Raw genomic sequence first — 23,985 nt, 5'->3', positions numbered from 1 at the left:
GCGTGTAACGCTGTAGAATTCGCCTCCCGCTGACGAGAGATCGGAAGCGCAAGTGGTTGAAGTTGTTGAGGAAATCTTCGAAAACTTCTGAAAATAATCACTTGACAGCAAATGAGGCTGCTGTAGAATGCGCGCCTCGGTTGAGACGAAAGCTCTTAACCAACCGCTCTTTAACAACTGAATCAAGCAATTCGTGTGGGTGCTTGTGGAGTCAGACTGATAGTCAGCAAGATTATCAGCATCGCAAGTTACTCCGCGAGAAATCAAAGATGTAACCAACGATTGCTGAGCCAAGTTTAGGGTTTCTTAAAAACCCAAAGATGTTTGAACTGAAGAGTTTGATCATGGCTCAGATTGAACGCTGGCGGCAGGCCTAACACATGCAAGTCGAGCGGATGAAGGGAGCTTGCTCCTGGATTCAGCGGCGGACGGGTGAGTAATGCCTAGGAATCTGCCTGGTAGTGGGGGACAACGTTTCGAAAGGAACGCTAATACCGCATACGTCCTACGGGAGAAAGCAGGGGACCTTCGGGCCTTGCGCTATCAGATGAGCCTAGGTCGGATTAGCTAGTTGGTGAGGTAATGGCTCACCAAGGCGACGATCCGTAACTGGTCTGAGAGGATGATCAGTCACACTGGAACTGAGACACGGTCCAGACTCCTACGGGAGGCAGCAGTGGGGAATATTGGACAATGGGCGAAAGCCTGATCCAGCCATGCCGCGTGTGTGAAGAAGGTCTTCGGATTGTAAAGCACTTTAAGTTGGGAGGAAGGGTTGTAGATTAATACTCTGCAATTTTGACGTTACCGACAGAATAAGCACCGGCTAACTCTGTGCCAGCAGCCGCGGTAATACAGAGGGTGCAAGCGTTAATCGGAATTACTGGGCGTAAAGCGCGCGTAGGTGGTTCGTTAAGTTGGATGTGAAATCCCCGGGCTCAACCTGGGAACTGCATCCAAAACTGGCGAGCTAGAGTATGGTAGAGGGTGGTGGAATTTCCTGTGTAGCGGTGAAATGCGTAGATATAGGAAGGAACACCAGTGGCGAAGGCGACCACCGGACTGATACTGACACTGAGGTGCGAAAGCGTGGGGAGCAAACAGGATTAGATACCCTGGTAGTCCACGCCGTAAACGATGTCAACTAGCCGTTGGGAGCCTTGAGCTCTTAGTGGCGCAGCTAACGCATTAAGTTGACCGCCTGGGGAGTACGGCCGCAAGGTTAAAACTCAAATGAATTGACGGGGGCCCGCACAAGCGGTGGAGCATGTGGTTTAATTCGAAGCAACGCGAAGAACCTTACCAGGCCTTGACATCCAATGAACTTTCCAGAGATGGATTGGTGCCTTCGGGAACATTGAGACAGGTGCTGCATGGCTGTCGTCAGCTCGTGTCGTGAGATGTTGGGTTAAGTCCCGTAACGAGCGCAACCCTTGTCCTTAGTTACCAGCACGTAATGGTGGGCACTCTAAGGAGACTGCCGGTGACAAACCGGAGGAAGGTGGGGATGACGTCAAGTCATCATGGCCCTTACGGCCTGGGCTACACACGTGCTACAATGGTCGGTACAAAGGGTTGCCAAGCCGCGAGGTGGAGCTAATCCCATAAAACCGATCGTAGTCCGGATCGCAGTCTGCAACTCGACTGCGTGAAGTCGGAATCGCTAGTAATCGCGAATCAGAATGTCGCGGTGAATACGTTCCCGGGCCTTGTACACACCGCCCGTCACACCATGGGAGTGGGTTGCACCAGAAGTAGCTAGTCTAACCTTCGGGGGGACGGTTACCACGGTGTGATTCATGACTGGGGTGAAGTCGTAACAAGGTAGCCGTAGGGGAACCTGCGGCTGGATCACCTCCTTAATCGACGACATCAGCTGCTCCATAAGTTCCCACACGAATTGCTTGATTCATTGAAGAAGACGATAGAAGCAGCCCGAAATTGGGTCTGTAGCTCAGTTGGTTAGAGCGCACCCCTGATAAGGGTGAGGTCGGCAGTTCGAATCTGCCCAGACCCACCAATTTTGTGTGGGAAACGCCTGTAGAAATACGGGGCCATAGCTCAGCTGGGAGAGCGCCTGCCTTGCACGCAGGAGGTCAGCGGTTCGATCCCGCTTGGCTCCACCACTACTGCTTCTGAAGTTTGAAAGCTTAGAAATGAGCATTCCATCAGTGTGATGATGAATGTTGATTTCTAGTCTTTGACTAGATCGTTCTTTAAAAATTTGGGTATGTGATAGAAAGATAGACTGAACGTTACTTTCACTGGTAACGGATCAGGCTAAGGTAAAATTTGTGAGTTCTCTTAGTTGAGAAATTCGAATTTTCGGCGAATGTCGTCTTCACAGTATAACCAGATTGCTTGGGGTTATATGGTCAAGTGAAGAAGCGCATACGGTGGATGCCTTGGCAGTCAGAGGCGATGAAAGACGTGGTAGCCTGCGAAAAGCTTCGGGGAGTCGGCAAACAGACTTTGATCCGGAGATGTCTGAATGGGGGAACCCAGCCATCATAAGATGGTTATCTTGTACTGAATACATAGGTGCAAGAGGCGAACCAGGGGAACTGAAACATCTAAGTACCCTGAGGAAAAGAAATCAACCGAGATTCCCTTAGTAGTGGCGAGCGAACGGGGACTAGCCCTTAAGTGGCTTTGAGATTAGCGGAACGCTCTGGAAAGTGCGGCCATAGTGGGTGATAGCCCTGTACGCGAAAGTCTCTTAGTCATGAAATCGAGTAGGACGGAGCACGAGAAACTTTGTCTGAATATGGGGGGACCATCCTCCAAGGCTAAATACTACTGACTGACCGATAGTGAACTAGTACCGTGAGGGAAAGGCGAAAAGAACCCCGGAGAGGGGAGTGAAATAGATCCTGAAACCGTATGCGTACAAGCAGTGGGAGCAGACTTTGTTCTGTGACTGCGTACCTTTTGTATAATGGGTCAGCGACTTATTTTCAGTGGCGAGCTTAACCGAATAGGGGAGGCGTAGCGAAAGCGAGTCTTAATAGGGCGTCTAGTCGCTGGGAATAGACCCGAAACCGGGCGATCTATCCATGGGCAGGTTGAAGGTTAGGTAACACTGACTGGAGGACCGAACCGACTACCGTTGAAAAGTTAGCGGATGACCTGTGGATCGGGTGAAAGGCTAATCAAGCTCGGAGATAGCTGGTTCTCCTCGAAAGCTATTTAGGTAGCGCCTCATGTATCACTGTAGGGGTAGAGCACTGTTTCGGCTAGGGGGTCATCCCGACTTACCAAACCGATGCAAACTCCGAATACCTACAAGTGCCGAGCATGGGAGACACACGGCGGGTGCTAACGTCCGTCGTGAAAAGGGAAACAACCCAGACCGTCAGCTAAGGTCCCAAAGTTATGGTTAAGTGGGAAACGATGTGGGAAGGCTTAGACAGCTAGGAGGTTGGCTTAGAAGCAGCCACCCTTTAAAGAAAGCGTAATAGCTCACTAGTCGAGTCGGCCTGCGCGGAAGATGTAACGGGGCTCAAACCATACACCGAAGCTACGGGTATCACGTAAGTGATGCGGTAGAGGAGCGTTCTGTAAGCCTGTGAAGGTGAGTTGAGAAGCTTGCTGGAGGTATCAGAAGTGCGAATGCTGACATGAGTAACGACAATGGGTGTGAAAAACACCCACGCCGAAAGACCAAGGTTTCCTGCGCAACGTTAATCGACGCAGGGTTAGTCGGTCCCTAAGGCGAGGCTGAAAAGCGTAGTCGATGGAAAACAGGTTAATATTCCTGTACTTCTGGTTATTGCGATGGAGGGACGGAGAAGGCTAGGCCAGCTTGGCGTTGGTTGTCCAAGTTTAAGGTGGTAGGCTGAGATCTTAGGTAAATCCGGGATCTTAAGGCCGAGAGCTGATGACGAGTGTTCTTTTAGAACACGAAGTGGTTGATGCCATGCTTCCAAGAAAAGCTTCTAAGCTTCAGATAACCAGGAACCGTACCCCAAACCGACACAGGTGGTTGGGTAGAGAATACCAAGGCGCTTGAGAGAACTCGGGTGAAGGAACTAGGCAAAATGGCACCGTAACTTCGGGAGAAGGTGCGCCGGTGAGGGTGAAGGACTTGCTCCGTAAGCTCATGCCGGTCGAAGATACCAGGCCGCTGCGACTGTTTATTAAAAACACAGCACTCTGCAAACACGAAAGTGGACGTATAGGGTGTGACGCCTGCCCGGTGCCGGAAGGTTAATTGATGGGGTTAGCTAACGCGAAGCTCTTGATCGAAGCCCCGGTAAACGGCGGCCGTAACTATAACGGTCCTAAGGTAGCGAAATTCCTTGTCGGGTAAGTTCCGACCTGCACGAATGGCGTAACGATGGCGGCGCTGTCTCCACCCGAGACTCAGTGAAATTGAAATCGCTGTGAAGATGCAGTGTATCCGCGGCTGACGGAAAGACCCCGTGAACCTTTACTATAGCTTTGCACTGGACTTTGAATTTGCTTGTGTAGGATAGGTGGGAGGCTTTGAAGCGTGGACGCCAGTTCGCGTGGAGCCATCCTTGAAATACCACCCTGGCAACTTTGAGGTTCTAACTCAGGTCCGTTATCCGGATCGAGGACAGTGTATGGTGGGTAGTTTGACTGGGGCGGTCTCCTCCTAAAGAGTAACGGAGGAGTACGAAGGTGCGCTCAGACCGGTCGGAAATCGGTCGTAGAGTATAAAGGCAAAAGCGCGCTTGACTGCGAGACAGACACGTCGAGCAGGTACGAAAGTAGGTCTTAGTGATCCGGTGGTTCTGTATGGAAGGGCCATCGCTCAACGGATAAAAGGTACTCCGGGGATAACAGGCTGATACCGCCCAAGAGTTCATATCGACGGCGGTGTTTGGCACCTCGATGTCGGCTCATCACATCCTGGGGCTGAAGCCGGTCCCAAGGGTATGGCTGTTCGCCATTTAAAGTGGTACGCGAGCTGGGTTTAGAACGTCGTGAGACAGTTCGGTCCCTATCTGCCGTGGACGTTTGAGATTTGAGAGGGCTGCTCCTAGTACGAGAGGACCGGAGTGGACGAACCTCTGGTGTTCCGGTTGTCACGCCAGTGGCATTGCCGGGTAGCTATGTTCGGAAAAAGATAACCGCTGAAAGCATCTAAGCGGGAAACTTGCCTCAAGATGAGATCTCACTGGAACCTTGAGTTCCCTGAAGGGCCGTCGAAGACTACGACGTTGATAGGTTGGGTGTGTAAGCGCTGTGAGGCGTTGAGCTAACCAATACTAATTGCCCGTGAGGCTTGACCATATAACACCCAAGCAATTTGCGTCGGCTCTCTAAACCAGAGCAACCAGATTGCGGTGTGTGAAGACGAAACGAACCGAAAGTTCGACGCTCACAAAGCACCGAAAACTATCCCATACCCAATTTGCTGAAGCGAGGCCGTCCGGTCACGAGTCAGTACCCGAATTTCTTGACGACCATAGAGCGTTGGAACCACCTGATCCCATCCCGAACTCAGAAGTGAAACGATGCATCGCCGATGGTAGTGTGGGGTTTCCCCATGTGAGAGTAGGTCATCGTCAAGATTAAATTCCGAAACCCCAATTGCGAAAGCAGTTGGGGTTTTGTTTTGCCCGCGGGAAAGTGCTCGATGCGAGGGGTCGAGTGTCGCGATGGTAACCATTGGGGAAATCCCTCTGAAATGACCGGCCGGTTTTTGGTATGGTGCAGCTCGTTTTTTAACGGACTGATGTCACGCCCAAGGATCGGCGCTCATTTTTGTCAAAGAGTTGCTGCAGAAATGCCTGAACCCATACCCATCAAGGATCACGAAAAAGAGACGCGCCTGGTCAACAAGCGGTTGATCGCCTGTGCTTTGTTCGTCTTTGCGATCAGCTGTGCGCTGGTGGTTCGCCTGTACATCCTGCAAGTGGTGGAGTTCGACTACCACTCGACTATCTCTGAAAACAACCGCGTCCATGTCTTGCCGATCCCGCCCACGAGAGGGCTGATCTACGACCGCAACGGCGTGCTGCTGGCTGATAACCGCCCGAGCTACAACCTGACGATCACCCGCGAACGTGCTACCAACGTCAATGAGGAGCTGGACGAGGTCATCAGCCTCCTGCATCTGCCCGCAGAGGACCGCACGGTTTTCGACAAGGCGATGAAGCAGTCGCGCCATCCGTTTACGCCGGTAACGCTGTTCTATGAGCTGACGGAAGAACAGATCGCCGTACTCGCCGTCAACGAGTTCCGTTTGCCGGGTCTTGATGTCGAACCGCAGTTCATCCGCAACTATCCGCTTGGTGCGCACTTCGCACACTCCATCGGCTATGTCGGTCGCATCAACGAAAAAGAATCCAAGACGCTCGACTCCGTCGAGTACCGGGGCACGCAATCCATCGGCAAGACGGGCGTGGAGCGTTTCTACGAAGCGCAACTGCACGGCCATGTCGGTTACGAGGAAGTGGAGACCAATGCTCAGGGCCGCGTACTGCGCGTGCTGAAACACACCGATCCGATACCAGGCAAAAACATCGTCCTGAGCCTCGACGTCAAACTCCAGGAAGCCGCCGAAGCCGCATTGGGCGACCGTCGCGGCTCAGTGGTTGCACTGGATCCCTCGACCGGTGAAGTGCTGGCCATGGTCAGCAATCCGAGCTTCGACCCCAACCTGTTTGTGACTGGTATCAGTTCCAAGGAGTATTCCGCGCTGCGTGATTCCATTGACCGCCCGCTGTTCAACCGCGTATTGCGCGGCCTATACGCGCCCGGTTCGACGATAAAGCCGGAAGTGGCCATCGCTGGCCTCGACACCGGTGTGGTCACGCCACAAACCCGAGTCTTCGACCCCGGCTACTACCAGCTGCCGGACTTCGACCACAAGTACCGCAACTGGAACCACAGCGGCGATGGCTGGGTGGACATGGACGCGGCGATCATGCGCTCCAACGACACCTACTTCTACGACCTGGCGCACAAGCTCGGCATCGATCGTCTGCACGATTACATGGCGATGTTCGGTCTTGGCGAGAAAGTCTCGCTCGACATGTTCGAAGAGTCTCCGGGCCTGATGCCGTCCCAGGCCTGGAAGCGCGCCACCCGGCGTCAGGCCTGGTTCCCCGGTGAGACGGTGATCCTCGGTATCGGTCAGGGCTACATGCAGGTCACGCCGCTGCAACTGGCTCAGGCCACTGCGCTGATTGCCAACAAGGGTGTCTGGAACCGTCCGCACCTGGCCAAGACCGTCGACGGTGTTGCCCCGGTGGACGAACACCCGATGCCGAATATCCTGCTCAAGGATCCGCGGGACTGGGATCAGGTCAACCACGGCATGCAGATGGTGATGCACGACGCCCGTGGTATCGCCCGTGCCGCTGCCGCCGGCGCGCAATACCGTATCGCCGGCAAGAGTGGTACGGCGCAGGTGGTGGCGATCAAGCAGGGTGAGCGCTACAACCGCGAGAAAACCCTCGAACGCCATCGTGACAACGCCTTGTTCGTCGGGTTTGCCCCGGCCGAGCATCCGAAGATCGCGATCTCTGTGATGATCGAGAACGGTGAAGCGGGTGGTCGAGTCGCAGGTCCGGTGGTTCGGCAGATCATGGACGCCTGGTTACTCGATCAGGACGGCCACCTCAAACCACAGTACGCCGCGCCTACCAAGCCGCCGGGCGATCCCCACGTGTAAGCCACAACAGCTTCACAGCACAGGCTCACGCAAGCTGAGCATGTGCTGGAAGCTGTCGAGGAACACGGTTTCCGCCTGAGTCATCTTCTGTTCGCGATTCCACAACAGCTGGATATCGAAATCCACCACCCCGTCCTCCGGCGGCAAGCGCCACAGCAGACCCTGCTCGACATCCCGTCTTACCAGGTGAGTCGGCAGACAGCCAATGCCGAACCCTGCACAGATCAGACGATAAATTTCTTCGAAGCTGGTGGAGGAGGCGACGATCTTTCCGGTAAAGCCCTGCTGATCACGAAACAGCGTCAACGGCGAAAGATTGCCGCCCAGCTGATCGCTGGTGAAGCTGACAAAGTTCTCCGCGGCAAGCTGTTCCAGCGTCAGATTCTGCTGCCCGAACAGTCGATGCCGCTGCCCGCAAAAGTACGCATAGCGCTCACGAAACAATACCCGTTGCTCCAGCCTCGGCTGCGGTAGACGACACAATCCCACTCCCACAGTGGCGGTCTTTTGCAGCAATGAACTGATGATGTTCGAGCTGCCCATCACTTCGACTTCCAGCTCGATTTTTGGATGAGTCTCGTGGAAGTCCGCAAGAAACTCATCGTAATGCCGCGCCTGGACGCCACTGACAGTGAGGATGCGAATCTTGCCCACCACGTCGTCATGACGGTTCTCGACCACGGTGCCCAAACGGGAAATATCGCCGTAGATATCCGCCGCAATCCGCAGGACTTCTTCCCCGGTTTCCGTCAGATCAAAGCGCCGCCCGCTGCGGGCAATCAACACACAATCCAGTTGTTCTTCGAGACGTTTCAACGCCTGGCTGACCGCCGACTGAGTGATGTGCAGTCGGGCCGCGGCGCGACTCATGCTGCCTTCCTGCCCGATCACCAGATAAGTGCGCAGCAGGTTCCAGTCGAGGCGGTCGTTGAGAAAACGCCGGCCGATCCAGGGATTCGCGGAGGAAGTCATGTAGTAGCCACGCTAATAGTAAAGATAAGTTTTTGAAAATTGACTAATCCTTTCACGGAAGCGATAAAGCCCACAAGCGCCACAGAGCGCGACCGTCAGCCGCCTCGACACCTGCCCAAAACTATAAATACACAGGGTTCTTGCATGCACACCACCGCTCAGCCGCGTCGCGCCGCGGCCGCTGCCTTCATTGGCACGACCATCGAGTTCTACGATTTCTACATCTACGCCACCGCCGCCGCGCTGGTGCTCGGGCAAGTGTTTTTTCCCAGCAGCGACCCGGTGACCAGCACACTCGCCGCGTTCGGCAGTTTCGCCGTCGGCTTCATCGCCCGCCCGATGGCCGGGATGGTGTTCGGTCATTTGGGCGATCGCCTCGGTCGCAAGAAAATGCTGCTGGTGACCATGGCGCTGATGGGCCTGGCCACGGCGGGTATTGGCCTATTGCCGAGCTACGCCAGCGTCGGGATCTGGGCGCCCATCGGGTTGATCGTGTTGCGCTTGATCCAGGGCATCTCCGTCGGTGGCGAGTGGGGCGGGGCGGTGTTGATGGCCAGCGAACACGCACCGGTCAAGCGCAAAACCTTCTATGCCTCGTTTGCGCAACTTGGCAGTCCGGCGGGTTTGCTGCTGGCATTGATCGCGTTCCGTCTGGTCACTTCACTGTCGCCAGAAGACTTCCTCGCCTGGGGTTGGCGTCTGCCTTTTCTTGCCAGTGGCGTGCTGATGATGGTCGGCCTGATGATCCGTTCCGGTGTGCACGAATCGCCTGAGTTCGCCAAGGCCAGGGACAACCATGAAACCGCCAGATACCCGGTGAAAGACGTAATTCGCCAGTGCTGGCGGCAGATCCTGTTCGCTGCCGCCGCAGTCACTATCGGCTCGGCCGGATTCTTCTTCACCAACACTTTCATGATCACCTACGTCACCCAATATCAGGGCATTGCGCGGTCGACCATTCTCGACTGCCTGTTCCTGGTGACGGTCATTCAATTGCTCTCGCAACCGTTGTCGGCGCTGCTGGCCGAGCGCATTGGCGAAGGACGGTTCCTGATGCTGGTCGCCTTGCTGTGCATGGTCACGCCGTATCCGATGTTCCTGCTGGTCGGTACCCAGAACATCTTGTTGATGACACTTGGCATCGCCGTCGCGGTGGTGATTCTCTCGGCGCTGTACGCGGTAATCGCCGGGTACATGACCCAGGCCTTCCCGGTACACCTGCGCTATTCGGGTATTTCCATCGCCTACCAGTTGAGCTGCGCGCTGGCCGGCGGCACCACGCCGCTGATCGGCACGCTGCTGGCCAGCAAGTTTTCCGGGCAATGGCTGCCGCTGGCGGTGTTCTTCACGCTGCTGTCGGCCCTGTCGTTGATCGGTGTCTGCGGCCTCGCGCGTCTGCGGGCCAACCCGGTCGTCCTTCATACCAACAAAGAGGTGTATTCGTGAGTAAGCCCGCCCACATTGACTCGATCGAATGGCAAGCCCGCTGCGAGCTCGCTGCGCTGTATCGCTTGATCGCGCACTTTCGCATGACCGACCTGATCGACACCCACATCACCCTGCGAATTCCCGGGCCTGAGCATCATTTCCTGATCAACCGTTATGGCGTGATTTTTGACCGCATGCGCGCTTCCGATCTGGTGCGCATTGATCAGGACGGGCGCATCGTCGACCCTGAATACGCCGGGCATCGGGTCAACGCTGCCGGGTTCGTGATCCACTCGGCGATCCACATGGCGCGCCCGGATCTGAACTGCGTGATCCACACCCACACCGCTGCCGGCATGGCCGTCGCCGCGCAGAAACAGGGCCTGCTGCCGATCAGTCAACACGCGCTGAAGTTCTATGGAAAACTCGCTTACCACACCTATGAAGGCATCGCGCTGTCGCTGGATGAGCGCGAGCGTTTAATCGCCGACCTTGGCCCGCACCGGGCGATGATCCTGCGCAATCACGGCTTGCTGGTCGGCGGTTCCGGTGTGGCCCAGGCATTCCAGGAAATCCACTTCCTGGAGCGCGCCTGCCAGGCGCAAGTGCAGGCGCTGGCAGGCGGTTGCGAGCTGCATTTCCCGTCGCCGGAAGTCTGCGCCCACACCGCCGAACAGTTCGACCGCGATGAACAGGACAACATCATCGACCTGGCCTGGGAGGCCGCACTGACCCTGATCGAATCCCAGCGCGAGTCTTATCTCTCATGAACACCGTTGCACTGATGTCCCGCGACATGCTGTTGCTCAAACAATTGCAGGAAGCGTTCGCCCGTTGTGCGCCGCAGCTCTCGGCGGTACTGGCCGACGATCCCCGGGCGGCGGATGCGCAGATCGCGGCGTGCTGGTTTCCGCTGCCGGGCAGCCTTGCCGCGTTGCCCAATCTGCAGGTGGTTCACTCGGTGGCCGCCGGGATCGATCATCTGGAACACGATCCTTCATGCCCGGATCTGCCGGTGTGCCGCGTGGTCGATCCCGGTCACCGTCAAGGCATGAACGAGTATGTGCGCTGGGCGGTGATTCACTTTCATCGCGGCTTCGATCAAGTGTTTGAGCAACAACGCCAACAGCATTGGGAGCGGCCTCTGCAACGCCCTGCACATGAATTCAGGATCGGTGTGATGGGCCTCGGCTCGCTCGGCAGCGCGATTGCCCAGGACCTGGCCAGCGCCGGTTACGAGGTGCGGGGTTGGGCGCGCAGCAGCAAAGATCTGCCAGGTGTGCAGGCCTTCGCCGGCTCTGACGCCTTCGACCCCTTCCTCGACGGCGTGGAATTGCTGATCAATCTGTTGCCGCTGACTCACGAGACTCGTGGCATCCTCAATCGCCAGACCTTCGAACGTCTGGCCAACGGCGCGGCACTGGTCAACGTCGGTCGCGGCGGGCATCTGAATATCGAGGATCTGCAGCAGGCACTGGCCCGTGGAAAACTGCGCGGGGCACTGCTCGATGTTTTCGAACAGGAGCCGCTGCCCGCCAGCCATTCTCTGTGGAAAACCCCGGGCGTGACCATCACCCCACATATGGCTTCGGCGGCCTCCCACGATTGCATCGCCGAGCAGATCGCCGAGAACTTTCGCCGTCTGAATGCCGGTGAACCGCTGCTCAACAGCGCGGATCGACTGCTCGGTTACTGATCCGCCAGACAGGCCTGCAAACGTTCGATGAACAGCGTCTCGGCGCGGCTCATGCGCTGGTCGCGGCTCCACAACAGATGAATGTCGACATCGGCAATTCCTTCGTGGGGCGGCAGGCGCCAGAGCAATCCGGCCTCGACGTCCGCCGCCACAACGTGTTCCGGCAAACAACCAATTCCAAATCCGGCGATCACCAGGCGGCGCACTTCTTCCAGGCTCGGCGATGACGCAACGATGCGTCCGCTGAAACCCTGTTGATCGCGAAAAATCGTCAGTGGCGAGAGCATCCCGCCAATCTGGTCGCTGGTGAAACTGACGAAGTTTTCCCGCTGCAAATCGCCTTCGCCGATGTCCTGCCGGCCGAACAGCGCGTGGTGTTTGCCACAGAAGAACGCATAGCGTTGACGCAGGAACAGACGCTGTTCCAGACGCGGTTGCGGGCGGCGATTGAGACTCAGACCGAGGGTCGCGGTTTTCTCCTGAAGGGCGCTGACGATGTCCGAACTGCGCATCACATCGACCTCCAGATCAACCCTTGGATATTGGCGATGGAAGTCTGCAAGGAAGTCATCGAAACGCTCGGAAAAGATCCGGCTGATGATCAGCAGCCGCACCTTGCCGATCACTTCGTCGGCCGGTTGTTCCAACAGGCTGCTGACCTGCGACATCTGCCCATAGATCTCGCCGGCCAGTTCGAAGATCTGCTCGCCAACTTCGGTGAGGGCAAATCGCGGGCCGCGTCGGGCGATCAACTGGCGGCCCAGTTGTTCTTCAAGACGCTTGAGCGCCTGGCTCACCGCCGGTTGCGTCAGGTGCAGACGCGCGGCGGCGCGGCTGATGCTCAGCTCCTGGCCGATTACCCGGAAGGTGCGCAACAGGTTCCAGTCGAGGCGGTCGTTGAGCAGGCGTTGCACATCGCGTTCGGCCATGGCGGCTCTCGATTATAAGGTGAAGTAATACTCGGAATAATAAATAGAAAGTTGACTGATCATAGCCCCGGAACGATAAATCACCCCACGACAGGCGTCGCCAGAGCGCCTCGGATTTACGTTTTCCTCCTGCCAGAAAAACAATCAAAGGAGCCCGACCCCATGAAGCCCCACGCTTCGAACCAGCCGCGCCGTGCGGCGGCCGCAGCCTTCATCGGCACCATGATCGAGTGGTACGACTTTTACATCTACGCCACCGCCGCCGCGCTGGTGTTCGGTGCGCTGTTCTTTCCCTCCGACGATCCGCTGTTCAGCACCATGGCCGCGTTCGGCACCTTCGCCGTGGGCTTCTTTGCCCGGCCATTGGGCGGGATCATCTTCGGCCACATCGGCGATCGTATCGGCCGCAAGAAATCGCTGATCATCACGCTGTTGATGATGGGCGTGGTCACGGTGTGCATCGGTCTGTTGCCAACCTACGCGCAGATCGGCGTGGCGGCACCGGTGCTGCTGATTGTGCTGCGCATCGTCCAGGGCATCGCCGTCGGTGGCGAGTGGGGCGGGGCGGTGTTGATGGCCGGCGAGCATGCGCCGAAGGGGCGGCGCAATTTCTTTGCCTCGTTCGCGCAACTGGGCAGCCCGGCAGGTTTGATCCTGTCGCTGTTGGCCTTCAGCGCGGTGACCCGTCTGCCGGAAGAAGATTTGATGAGCTGGGGCTGGCGCCTGCCGTTCCTCGCCAGTGCGCTGTTGCTGCTGGTGGGGCTGGCAATTCGTCTGGGTGTGAACGAGTCGCCGGAATTCCTCGCCAGCCGCGAGCAGGCCAGCAAGCAAATCAAGAAAGAGCAGGCGCCGGTGATGGAAGTCCTGCACACCGCGTGGCGGCCGCTGTTGCTGTGCATCGGCGCCAACACCCTGGGCATCGCCGGGGTGTATTTCACCAACACCTTCATGATCGCCTACACCACTCAGCAACTGGCGCTGCCACGTTCGCTGATTCTCGAATGCCTGTTCTTCGTCGCGATCATCCAGTTCTGCGTTCAGCCGCTGGCTGCGTGGACGGCACAGAAGATCGGCGCGACGCGTTTCCTGTGCCTGGTGTCGCTGCTGGCGATGGCCTCACCGTATCCGATGTTCGTGCTGGTCAGTTCGGCCCAGGCGCCGCTGATCATCCTCGGCATCGCGCTGGCGGTGGTGTGCATGGCGTCGTTCTACGCGGTGATCGCCGGTTACGTCAGCGGCATGTTCGAGACCCGCGTGCGCTACACCGCGATCTCCCTGGCCTATCAGATCTGCGGCGCGGTGGCCGGTGGGCTGACGCCGCTGATCGGCACGATGCTCGCGCACAAGTTCACCGGGCAGTGGTGGCCGATGGCGGTTTTCTACAGCCTGATCGCCGGCATTTCGCTGGTCTGCGTGCTGTCCCTCGCCCGTCGTCATGCCAGCGCCCATCGTGCGGAAATGGCCAATGCCTAACCCGGAATGTCAGGAGAACCTCATGTTGAAAATCAATGGCCAGCGCCTGTGGGCGAGCCTGATGGCCATGGCCGAAATCGGTGCGACAGCCCGAGGCGGCAGCTGCCGTCTGGCTTTGAGCGACGAAGACAAGGCCGGTCGCGAACTGTTTGCGCACTGGTGCCGCGAAGCCGGCATGACCCTGAGCGTGGACGCCATCGGTAACCTGTTCGCCCGTCGCGCCGGCGCCGATCCGGACGCTGCGCCGGTGATGATGGGCAGCCACCTCGACACCCAGCCCGAGGGCGGGCGATTCGATGGTGTCTACGGTGTGCTCGCCGGACTGGAAGTGGTGCGTTGCCTCAATGACCAGAACATCCAGACCCGCAAACCGCTGGAGGTGGCGGTGTGGACCAACGAAGAAGGTGCGCGCTTCACCCCGGCCATGTTCGGTTCGGCGGTGTTCACCGGGATCATGGAACTGAACGCCGCGCTGGCGGTGCGCGATATCGATGGCGTGAGCGTTGCCGAGGCTTTGCAGCGTACCGGTTACGCCGGTGAACGTCCGTTGGGCGGTGCGGTGGATGCGTATTTTGAGGCGCATATCGAGCAAGGCCCGATCCTCGAAGACAACGCCAAAAGCATCGGCGTAGTCACGGGCGGTCAGGCGATCCGCTGGCTCGATGTGCGCGTGGAAGGCATGGCCGCCCACGCCGGCACCACGCCGATGCCGCTGCGCAAAGACGCCTTGTACGGCGTGGCGCGGATGATTCAGGCGATTGAAGGTCTGGCCGCAGATTTTGCCCCCGAAGGCCTGACCACGGTTGGCGAATTGAACATCAACAAGTCCTCGCGCAACACCATTCCGGGGCTGGTGAATTTCACCGTCGATCTGCGTCATCACCGCGACGACGCCATTGCCGCCATGGAGCAACAAGTCCGCGCCCGGTTGCAGGCGATTGCCGATGGGCGAGGCCTGAACCTGACGATCACTCCGCACTGGATCAGCCCGGCCACACCGTTCGACGCCGAATGCGTGGCGGCGGTGCAAGAGGCGGTGGATGCGCTGGGCTACGCTCAGCAGTCGATTGTCAGCGGCGCCGGGCATGACGCGATCCACTTGGCGCGTTACTGCCCGACGGCGATGGTGTTCATTCCGTGCGTTGGCGGCCTGAGCCACAACGAAGCCGAAGACGTGCTGCCCGAAGATGTGAAGCAGGGCACCGATGTATTGCTTAACGCCGTGCTGGCTCGCGCCGGTCGAATCGAACAGGGAGCCTGAACCATGCGCAGTTTTTTCCACCCCGAACAGTTGCTCCACCATCCACGCAGCTATTACTCGCGCGGGCAGATGCGTACGCCGCAGGAGGTCCCCGAGCGTGCGCAGCGTCTGGTGCAGGCCGCCCACGGTTTGGGCTTCAGTGTCGAGCAGCCCGTCGATGCCGGCTTCGCACCGTTGCTGGCGGTGCATGGCGCGCCGTATCTGACCTTTCTTCAGGAAGCGCACGCACGCTGGAAAGAAATCCCCGAAGACTGGGGCGACGAGGTGATGTCGAACATCTTCGTCCGCGAGCCCAACGCCTTGCGCGGCATTCTTGCCCAGGCGGCGCGCTATCTGGCGGACGGCAGTTGCCCGGTCGGCGAGCAGACCTGGCGCTCGGCCTACTGGTCAGCGCAAAGCGCAGTGGCCGGGGCTCAGGCGCTGATCGATGGCGAGCCGGCGGCCTACGCCTTGTGCCGTCCGCCGGGGCATCACGCCCGGGCCGAGGCGGCGGGCGGTTTCTGCTACGTGAACAACGCAGCGGTGGCGGCGCAGGTATTGCGCGACAAGTTTGAAAAAGTCGCCGTGCTCGACACCGACATGCACCACGGGCAGGGCATCCAGGAAATTTTCTACGACCGCGATGATGTGCTCTACGTCTCGGTGCATGGCGATCCGACCAACTTCTATCCGGGCGTCGCCGGGTTCGCCGACGAACGCGGCAGCGGCGCGGGGGAGGGCTTCAACCTCAACCTGCCGATGGCCCATGGTTCAAGCGAAGCGGATTTCCTCGGGCAACTGGACGTCGCATTGAACGCGGTGCGCGAATTCGGCGCCGAGGTGCTGGTGCTGTCGCTGGGGTTCGACATTTACGAGCTGGACCCGCAAAGCAAAGTCGCCGTGACCCGTGAAGGCTTTGCGGTTTTGGGCGAACGGATCCGTCGCCTGGGCCTGCCATGCCTGATCGTGCAGGAGGGCGGTTATCACCTGGAAAGTCTCGAAGACAACGCCCGGGCATTTTTCGTGAATGCCGAGGTGTGGCAGCGCTGAGGCAATCCACCTGCCGAAGCGCCCTGTGGTGCTTGCCATCGCCCTGACGTTAACGTAAACATTGGCGTCAGGGCGCTGAAGTAAAGAAGCGCAAAGCGGACCGCTCCGGAGCGCTTGATGACTCTTATAAAAACAACCGATCCCAAGTCTCACCACGAAGCCCGGCTCGCCCGGGAAAAACTCCATCTCGAAGGGCAAGTCCCGGATGGCGTGTTGCGTGCCGAGATCGATGCTTCGTGGCGGCGCAGCCTGAGCCACGGCGTGCATTTCAATGGCAAACATGAGCTGACGCTGGAGTCGAGCGCGAGTCTCGAGGTGTTGCTGGCGAGCAACCGCCTGCTGATCGATGCGGCGATACCGACCATCGATTACCTGGCCGAACGTCAGGGCAAGGAAGGCCTGATCATCCTCGCCAATTCCGACGCTACTATCCTCGCCGTCGAAGGGCGTGCCGACCGGCTCAAGGGCAGCGGCCTGCAGGACATTACCCTCGGTGCCTGCTGGAGCGAAGCCGCCCGTGGCACCAACGCCCTCGGCACGGCGCTGGTCGAAGCTCGGCCGACCCTGATCGATTGCGGCGAACACTACCTCGACCGCCTCACCGATTTTTCCTGCACCTCGGTGCCGATCCATTGCCCGCAGGGCGAAATTCTCGGCGTCCTCGACCTGACCCGCGAAGGCCCTCTCGGCCGCGTCCACGACAGCACCGCGCTGCTGAGCATGGCGGTCAGCCAGATCGAGAGCCGGGTGTTCAACAACAGTTTTCCCGATCAGATTGTCCTCGCCTTCCACAGTCGCCGGCAGTATCTGGAATCACCGTGGCAAGGCTTGTTGGCGGTCAGTCTCGGCGGGCAGATTCTGGCGGTCAGTGCCCAGGCCTGTCAGTTGCTGCGGGCCGAGCGTTCGGCATTGCTCGGCAAGCGCTGTGAGGAATTCCTCGGGGTCGATGGCGTGCAGTTGCTGACCCGTCTGCAACAGGGTGGCGTCGGCAGTGTGCAAACCGCCAAGGGCGAGTTTTTCTACAAGACCCTGCGAGCCCCGGCGCGCTCGGTCAACCTCGGCGGCCCGCCGCGCAGCGTGGCGAAAACCGCCAAGGCGCAACCGGATCTGGAAGCACTGGCCGGCAACAACGCCCGCTACGCCCGAGCCCTGCGCATGGCCCGCCAAGGCCTGGCCAATGAACTGCCGGTGCTGCTGCTCGGCGAAACCGGCACCGGTAAAGAAGTGATCGCCCGCGCCCTGCACCTGGCCGGCAGCCGCAGCGACAAACCGTTTGTGGCCGTGAACTGTGCAGCGATTCCCGAAGGCCTGATCGAGTCGGAGCTGTTCGGCTACCGTGAAGGCGCGTTCACCGGATCGCGTCGGGGCGGCATGATCGGGCGGCTGCAGCAGGCCCATGGCGGCACGTTGTTCCTTGATGAAATCGGCGACATGCCGCTGGCCCTGCAGGCGCGTTTGCTTCGCGTTTTGCAGGATCGCAAGGTTGCGCCGCTGGGGGCGGGGGAAGAACAGGACATCGACGTCGCGCTGATCTGCGCCACCCACCGCGATCTCAAGCGGCAGGTCGAGGACAAGCAATTTCGCGAAGACCTGTTCTACCGGGTCAACGGCATCAGCGTGATGCTCCCGGCCCTGCGCGAGCGCGATGACTTCAGCGCGCTGGTCGCTCGGCTGCTGGGCAAACTCGACGCCCCGAACGCCGTGCTGCACGACGACCTCAATCGCCTGCTCGCGGGTTACCACTGGCCGGGCAACATCCGCCAACTGGAAATGGTCCTGCGCACCGCGCTGGCCATGCGCGAGCCCGGTGAAACCGTGCTGACCCTCGATCACCTGCCCGACAGCATGCTTGACGAACTCTCCGCCACCGAGAAACCCCAGACCGGCAGTATTCGCGAGCACGAACTGGAGATGATCCGCCAGTCCCTCGACACCCATCAGGGCAACGTCTCGGCCGCCGCCGACGCCCTTGGCATCAGTCGTGCGACCCTGTACCGCAAACTCAAACAGTTGCGCTCGTGATGCAGCGCCTGTTCGTGCGGCTGATCGACAGCCAGAACCCCGCCGCGCTGCAAGCGGCGCTGCGCTGGTTGTACGGTTTCGTACGGCCGCAACGTCTGGCGATTGCCGGCCTGCTTGGTCTGTCGGTGTGCGCTTCGCTGCTGGTGCTGGTGCAGCCGTGGCTGGTCAAACTGCTGATCGACGACGGGTTGCTGGCGCGCAATTTCCCGATGCTGGTGCTGATCGCGGTGCTGATGATCATCGCCGGGCTGCTTGGCACCGCATTGTCGGGGATCAACCGCTATCTGCACACGCGGCTGTCCGGGCGGATTCTGTTTGCCCTGCGCGACGACCTTTATCGGCATTTACAGAAACTGTCGCCAAGCTTCTATGGGCAGCGGCGGATCGGCGATCTGATGTCGCGGCTCGACGGCGATGTGGCCGAGATTCAGCGCTTCGCCGTGGACTCGTTGTTCTCGGCGGTATCGAGCGTGATCGGCCTGGTGGTTGCGATTGCGATGTTGTTCACCTTGTCGTGGAAACTGTCGTTGCTGGCGCTGGTGCTGATCCCGCTCGACGTGCTGTGGCTGCGCTGGATGCGGCGCAAGGTCGAGCGCGATGTGCGGCAGTTGCGCGAGCGTTCGGCGGACATGTCGTCGTTCATGGTCGAGACCCTGCCGGTGATGAAGTTCATCCAGTCCGCCGGCCAGCAGCAGCGTGAAGCGCGGCGTCTGGAGAGCCTCGGGCAGGGTTACATGAACCAGTTGCTGCGACTGCAGGTCACCGAATTTTTCACCCAGGCCGTGCCGGGCACGTTGACCTCGCTGTCCCGCGCCTGCGCGTTTCTGATTGGCGGTTATTGGGTGGTGCAGGGCACCTGGCAACTCGGCGCCCTGATCGCGTTTTCCACCTACCTGGGGATGGCGGTCGGGCCCGTGCAGAGCCTGTTGGGTTTGTACGTGGCGATCCAGCGCATGACCGTCAGCCTCGGTCGGGTCATGGAGTTGCGCGGCGAAGAACCCACGGTGTTTTCACCGGCCACGCCGAAACCGTTTCCGACTTCGGGCGAGCTGCGTTTCGATGCGGTGCATTTCAGCCATCCGGGCCGCCCTAGCACGTTGAGCGGCATCGAGGCGACGATTCCCTACGGTTTGAAAGTCGCCTTGAGCGGCGGCTCCGGCGTCGGCAAATCGACGCTGATCGATCTGCTGCAACGGCATCACGATCCGCAGTCCGGGCGGGTGCTGCTTGGCGAAGTGGATTTGCGCGAACTGGAACTGTTCGAACTGCGTCGACGCATCGCCGTGGTCAGTCAGGACATCGTGCTGTTTCGCGGCAGCCTCGCCGACAACCTGGCTTACGCGGTGCCGGACGCCAGCCGCGAAGCCATCGCTGAAGTCGCACGGCTGGCGCAACTCGACAGCCTGATCACGTCATTGCCCGAAGGCCTCGACAGCCCGTTGGGAGAGCGCGGTCAGCAATTGTCCGGCGGGCAGAAACAGCGCATCGCGATTGCCCGGGCGCTGTTGCAGGCCCCGCTGATTCTGGTGCTCGACGAAGCCACCTCGGCAGTGGACGAGGCGACCGAACGCGAAGTGATCGAAGCCATCGACCGCTTGTTTGCCGGGCGCACACGGATCCTCATCAGCCACCGGCCGTCGACCCTGGCCGATGCCGATCTGCGTTTCGAGTTGCTCGACGGTGTGCTCATTTCGAAAACGGTGCTGCATGAAGCCTGAATTGCGTATCGGCGTGGTCGACAGCGGACACTCGGCGGCGCAACGGGTGCAGGTGATTGTCGGGCGACGTTTCTCGTTGCTGGAGGACGGCTTGGCCGAATCGGATTTGCGCGACGATCCGCTCGGGCATGGCAGTGCGGTGATCGAAGCGATCAGCCGACGGGCACCGGCCGCTCGGATTTGCGTGGCTCAGGTGTTCGATCAGCGCGGCGTCACCAGCGCCTTGCAGATTTCTGCGGCCATTGACTGGCTGGTGGCGCAGGACGTGCGGCTGATCAATCTGAGTCTGGGCCTGCGTCAGGATCGCAGTCTGTTGCGCGAAGCCTGCGCAGCGGCGGTGGCCCGTGGGGTTCTGTTGTGTGCGTCGAGTCCGGCGCAAGGTGCGGCGGTGTTTCCGGCCAGTTATCCGCAGGTGCTGCGGGTGACCGGCGATGCGCGTTGCACCGATGAACAGTGGTCATGGCTCGACAGTGCGCAGGCGGATTTTGCCGCGTGTGTTCGCGGTACTTATCCGGGGCAGTCCGGGGCCAGTCTGGGGTGTGCCGCGTTGAGCGGGCATATCGCCGGCTATCTGCTGGCGCATCCACAGGCGAGCAACGCTGAAGTGCTCGACTGGCTGAAACAGCACGCTCGTTATCGCGGCCCTGAACGGCGTTTCGGCCCATGACGTCGATCCTTATTCTCGGTGCCGGACCGGCTGGCGCGGCGGTGGCATTGGGATTGCGACGACTGGGTCACGCCGTGACGCTGGTCAGCGAGTGGCGCCGGTTTGCGGCGCTCGAAGGCGTGTCGCAACGGGTGCTGGAGGCGCTGCGCAGTGCCGGGTTGAATCATGCTTTGGCGAATGCCACGTTGCCGTCCCAAAGGCAGGTTGCGTGGAACGGTCAGCAGCATGAGCAGAACATCGAGTTCCTGCTGGATCGCCCGACCTTTGATCGTGGCTTGCGCGAAGACCTGCGGTTGGCCGGGGTCGAGGTGATTGAGGGGCGAATCCTGAATGTTCACTCCTCGGCGGACGGTCATCGGGTGGAACTCGACGGCGGGCAGAGGCTGACGGCGGATTTCCTGGTGGAGGCTCGGGGGCGGCAGGCACCGGCGTCCGGCAGAGGTCTGCGCGGGCCGGAGACGGTCAGCCTGCTCAATCGCTGGCAAGGCACGCCGGGTGTGACTGCCAGCGCCGTGGAAAGTCTTGAAGACGGTTGGGCGTGGATGGCCCGACGGGACGATGGCCAGTGTTACTGGCAATGGACGGTGGACGTGGCCAGCGCCCGATTACCGGGCAAGGCGCAGTTGCTCGATTACTGCCGCGCGCGGCGTCAGGCCTCGGATTTTGCTCAAGCGTTTTTTGCCGGTGGACAGGAGTTGGAGTTGCAACTGCACGCTCGCAGCAGCACCGCGATTCTTGCGCCACAGGTCTGCGGTGATAACTGGATTCGTGTTGGCGATGCGGCGATGGCGGTGGACCCGCTGTCGGGCAACGGGATTTTTCAGTCGTTGTCCTCGGCGTTACAGGCGCCTGTGGTGATCAACACGCTGTTGCGCAAACCCGAGCGGGCGGCGCTGGCGCAACGGTTTCACCGGCAGCGTGTGGAGCAGTTGTTCCTGCGCTTTGCGCGGATCGGCCGGGACTTTTATGCCGATGAACAGCGCTGGCTCGATCAGCCGTTCTGGCAGGCACGACGACAATGGCCGGACGCGGAAGTGGCCCATGCGTCAGCGGATTTTGCCGCGCTGCGCATCGAGCGGATGCCAGTGCTGCGTGATGGTTTTGTCGATGAAGCCGAGGTGGTGATCACGGCGGATCAGCCGCTGGGGATCTGGCATGTGCAAGGTATAGAGCTGGCTCCGCTGGTGCGGCGGTTAAGCGATGAGCCGGCGGATCAGGTGTTGGCAGGGTTGAGTGAAGAACAGGGGCGTGTGATCCGAGGATGGTTGTTGAGTCAGGGATATCGGCCCTCACCCTAACCCTCTCCCAGTGGGAGAGGGGACTGATTGGGGGATATTGAAGAATGACGCCGACTTGAACGTGCAGCATTGAATCCAAAATCAACTCGGTTTTTCAGGTCGATGTGTAGCGCAAGACTCCTCGGTCGGCTCCCTCTCCCTCTGGGAGAGGGCTGGGGTGAGGGGCTTCTGATCCTGATCTTCTACAGCTTGATCAACACCGACTTCAACTCGGTGTAATGCTCGATCGCCGCATACCCCATCTCGCGCCCGACCCCGGACATCTTGTAGCCGCCAAACGGCAGCGCCGGGTCCAGCGCACTGTGGCAGTTGACCCACACCGACCCTGACTTGATCCGCGGAATCATCCGGTGCACCGCCGCCAGGTCGTTCGACCAGATGCTGGCGCCCAGGCCGTAAGGGCTGTCATTGGCCATGCGCAGCGCATCGGCCTCGTCATCGAACGGAATCGCCACCAGCACCGGCCCGAAGATTTCTTCCTGCACCAGCGCATGCTGTTGATCGACATCGACAATCACCGTCGGCTTGACGAAGAACCCCGGCCCGAACTGCTCGCCACCGCAGGCGATGGTCGCGCCGCTTTCCCGGCCCATTTCGATGTAGTTGTAGACCCGCTCCTGTTGGCGCGCGGAAATCAGGGGGCCCATCTCCACGCTCGGGTCGAGACCGTTGCCGAGTTTCATGGCGTTGGCGATGTCGCTGATATCGGCCACCACATTGTCGAAATGCTTGCGCTGCACGTACAGGCGCGAACCGGCACAGCAGACCTGGCCCTGATTGAAGAAAATCGCACTGGCGGCGCCTGCTGCAGCGGTTTTCAGGTCGGCGTCGGCCATGACGATGGTCGGTGATTTGCCGCCCAGTTCCAGGGTGACCCGGATCATCGAATCCATGGCGATCTTGCCGATCTGCTTGCCGACGGCGGTGGAGCCGGTGAAGGTCAGCTTGTCGACCAGCGGGTTGTGAGTCAGGGCGGAACCGGCCGTGATGCCGGTGCCGGTAACCACGTTGAACACGCCTTCCGGGTAACCCGCTTCCAGCACCAGTTCCGCCAGTTTCAGCGCGGTCAGCGGGGTTTCGTCGGCCGGTTTGAGCACCACGGTGCAACCAGTGGCCAGCGCCGGGCCGAGTTTCCAGCAGGCCAGCAGCAGGGGGAAGTTCCAGGCGACGATGGCGCCAACCACGCCCACGGCTTCGCGGCGGATGAAACTGTGGAACTGATCGCCGGGCATCAGCGGCAACGAAACGTCGACACTGGAACCTTCGATTTTGGTCGCCCAGCCAGCCATGTAACGCAGAAAGTCGATCGCCAGTTGTACATCCATTACCTGCGCCACTGCGGCGCTCTTGCCGTTGTTCAGGCATTCCAGTTGCGCCAGCAGCTCGGCGTCGCGCTGCATCAGGTCGGCGAGTTTCCACAACAGGTTCTGTCGTTCGCGCGGACGGGTACGACTCCAGGCGGAGTCATCGAAAGCCTGACGAGCGGCGAGCACTGCGCGGTCGACATCTTCCGCGGTGGCGCGAGGCACCACACACAGCACCTCGCCAGTGGCCGGGTTGTGCAGCGGCATGGTCTGGCCGTCGGCGGCTTCGACCCAGTCGCCGCCGATCAGCATGCGCGGCGGGCGCTGGATGAAAGCCGAGGTGGCAGGGAGCAGATAGGGCAGGGGCATGGTGAAAACCTCTTGTTGTTCGTAGACGTGAAGAGGGCTTCGCAATGGCTGTGCCAAAGGCGTGAAGTGGCCGTGCAGGTCCCGTCGCGCCGGGTTTGCGACGGTGCAGCGATAACGCGGCGGGAAGGTTTTATTCTCAAAAAGCGACAACCGGTGAGACGTCGTGCC

At 59.8% G+C, this 23,985-nt stretch carries 14 protein-coding genes, 2 tRNA genes and 3 rRNA genes; 16 read left to right on the top strand and 3 right to left on the bottom strand.

All coding sequences use genetic code 11. The features are described from left to right. The first annotated feature begins 326 nt into the window (after positions 1 to 326). From ACSPX5_RS14525 to mrdA, 6 genes are all read left to right on the top strand, one after another. A 16S ribosomal RNA gene (locus ACSPX5_RS14525) occupies positions 327 to 1,862 on the top strand. Between the two features lie 81 nt (positions 1,863 to 1,943). Continuing rightward, positions 1,944 to 2,020 (top strand) — tRNA-Ile (locus ACSPX5_RS14520). Positions 2,021 to 2,050: 30 nt separating this feature from the next. Continuing rightward, a tRNA-Ala gene (locus tag ACSPX5_RS14515) sits at positions 2,051 to 2,126 on the top strand. A 247-nt stretch (positions 2,127 to 2,373) separates the two neighbouring features. After that, positions 2,374 to 5,262, top strand: a 23S ribosomal RNA gene (locus ACSPX5_RS14510). A 165-nt stretch (positions 5,263 to 5,427) separates the two neighbouring features. After that, a 5S ribosomal RNA gene (gene rrf / locus ACSPX5_RS14505) occupies positions 5,428 to 5,543 on the top strand. Together the 16S, 23S and 5S rRNA genes with 2 tRNA genes alongside form the textbook arrangement of a ribosomal RNA operon. A gap of 215 nt (positions 5,544 to 5,758) precedes the next feature. Then, complete coding sequence (gene mrdA / locus ACSPX5_RS14500) at positions 5,759 to 7,651, top strand: penicillin-binding protein 2 (protein ID WP_169431247.1); 1,893 nt, start codon at positions 5,759 to 5,761, stop codon at positions 7,649 to 7,651. 12 nt (positions 7,652 to 7,663) lie between these two features. On the opposite strand, the gene ACSPX5_RS14495 is transcribed toward mrdA, so the two are convergent. Next, positions 7,664 to 8,623: a LysR family transcriptional regulator gene (locus tag ACSPX5_RS14495; protein WP_207866889.1), complete on the bottom strand. Its 960-nt coding sequence runs from the start codon at positions 8,621 to 8,623 to the stop codon at positions 7,664 to 7,666. A gap of 144 nt (positions 8,624 to 8,767) precedes the next feature. On the opposite strand from ACSPX5_RS14495, the gene ACSPX5_RS14490 reads away from it, so the two are divergent. Genes ACSPX5_RS14490 through ACSPX5_RS14480 form a run of 3 tightly spaced genes read left to right on the top strand, consistent with a single transcriptional unit; the run spans position 8,768 to position 11,747 of the window. After that, positions 8,768 to 10,069, top strand: a complete 1,302-nt coding sequence (locus ACSPX5_RS14490; protein WP_207866890.1) for an MFS transporter — start codon at positions 8,768 to 8,770, stop codon at positions 10,067 to 10,069. Further along, the gene (locus tag ACSPX5_RS14485) at positions 10,066 to 10,821 is read left to right on the top strand and encodes a class II aldolase/adducin family protein (protein ID WP_439821995.1); all 756 of its coding nucleotides are present in this window, start codon (positions 10,066 to 10,068) and stop codon (positions 10,819 to 10,821) included. Before ACSPX5_RS14490 ends, ACSPX5_RS14485 begins: the two co-directional genes overlap by 4 nt. After that, complete coding sequence (locus ACSPX5_RS14480; protein ID WP_169431243.1) at positions 10,818 to 11,747, top strand: 2-hydroxyacid dehydrogenase; 930 nt, start codon at positions 10,818 to 10,820, stop codon at positions 11,745 to 11,747. Before ACSPX5_RS14485 ends, ACSPX5_RS14480 begins: the two co-directional genes overlap by 4 nt. Here the strand turns inward: ACSPX5_RS14480 and ACSPX5_RS14475 are convergent. Next, positions 11,741 to 12,676, bottom strand: a complete 936-nt coding sequence (locus ACSPX5_RS14475) for a LysR family transcriptional regulator (RefSeq protein WP_439821994.1) — start codon at positions 12,674 to 12,676, stop codon at positions 11,741 to 11,743. The genes ACSPX5_RS14480 and ACSPX5_RS14475 overlap by 7 nt on opposite strands. 162 nt (positions 12,677 to 12,838) lie before the next feature. On the opposite strand from ACSPX5_RS14475, the gene ACSPX5_RS14470 reads away from it, so the two are divergent. The 7 genes from ACSPX5_RS14470 (at position 12,839) to qhpG (ending at position 22,144) form a co-directional block, all read left to right on the top strand. Beyond that, positions 12,839 to 14,149: an MFS transporter gene (locus ACSPX5_RS14470; protein WP_439821993.1), complete on the top strand. Its 1,311-nt coding sequence runs from the start codon at positions 12,839 to 12,841 to the stop codon at positions 14,147 to 14,149. A gap of 22 nt (positions 14,150 to 14,171) precedes the next feature. After that, positions 14,172 to 15,410, top strand: a complete 1,239-nt coding sequence (locus ACSPX5_RS14465; RefSeq protein WP_439821992.1) for a Zn-dependent hydrolase — start codon at positions 14,172 to 14,174, stop codon at positions 15,408 to 15,410. Positions 15,411 to 15,413: 3 nt separating this feature from the next. Beyond that, positions 15,414 to 16,439: a histone deacetylase family protein gene (locus ACSPX5_RS14460; RefSeq protein WP_439821991.1), complete on the top strand. Its 1,026-nt coding sequence runs from the start codon at positions 15,414 to 15,416 to the stop codon at positions 16,437 to 16,439. 117 nt (positions 16,440 to 16,556) lie between these two features. Beyond that, positions 16,557 to 18,461 (top strand): sigma-54-dependent Fis family transcriptional regulator, encoded by a 1,905-nt coding sequence (locus ACSPX5_RS14455; RefSeq protein WP_439821990.1) that lies wholly within the window; start codon positions 16,557 to 16,559, stop codon positions 18,459 to 18,461. Next, positions 18,461 to 20,179 carry an ABC transporter ATP-binding protein gene (locus tag ACSPX5_RS14450; RefSeq protein ID WP_439821989.1) on the top strand — a complete coding sequence of 573 codons (1,719 nt, stop codon included), beginning with the start codon at positions 18,461 to 18,463 and terminating at the stop codon, positions 20,177 to 20,179. The genes ACSPX5_RS14455 and ACSPX5_RS14450 overlap by 1 nt, the downstream gene beginning before the upstream one ends. Continuing rightward, entirely contained in the window at positions 20,169 to 20,846 is a 678-nt protein-coding gene (gene qhpE / locus ACSPX5_RS14445) for a subtilisin-like serine protease QhpE (RefSeq protein WP_439821988.1), read from the top strand. Before ACSPX5_RS14450 ends, qhpE begins: the two co-directional genes overlap by 11 nt. Next, a complete protein-coding gene (gene qhpG, locus ACSPX5_RS14440; protein WP_439821987.1) occupies positions 20,843 to 22,144 on the top strand; it encodes a flavin-dependent monooxygenase QhpG in 1,302 nt (433 codons plus the stop codon). The genes qhpE and qhpG overlap by 4 nt, the downstream gene beginning before the upstream one ends. 182 nt (positions 22,145 to 22,326) lie before the next feature. Here the strand turns inward: qhpG and ACSPX5_RS14435 are convergent, their stop codons facing one another. Beyond that, entirely contained in the window at positions 22,327 to 23,817 is a 1,491-nt protein-coding gene (locus ACSPX5_RS14435) for an aldehyde dehydrogenase family protein (protein ID WP_439821986.1), read from the bottom strand. Positions 23,818 to 23,985: the final 168 nt, after the last annotated feature.

This window comes from Pseudomonas sp. HLG18 (assembly GCF_051903985.1).
Lineage (GTDB): Bacteria > Pseudomonadota > Gammaproteobacteria > Pseudomonadales > Pseudomonadaceae > Aquipseudomonas > Aquipseudomonas fluorescens_BT.
Note: the sequence above shows the minus strand (reverse complement) of the source record. Positions and strands in the feature narration are given on the sequence as shown.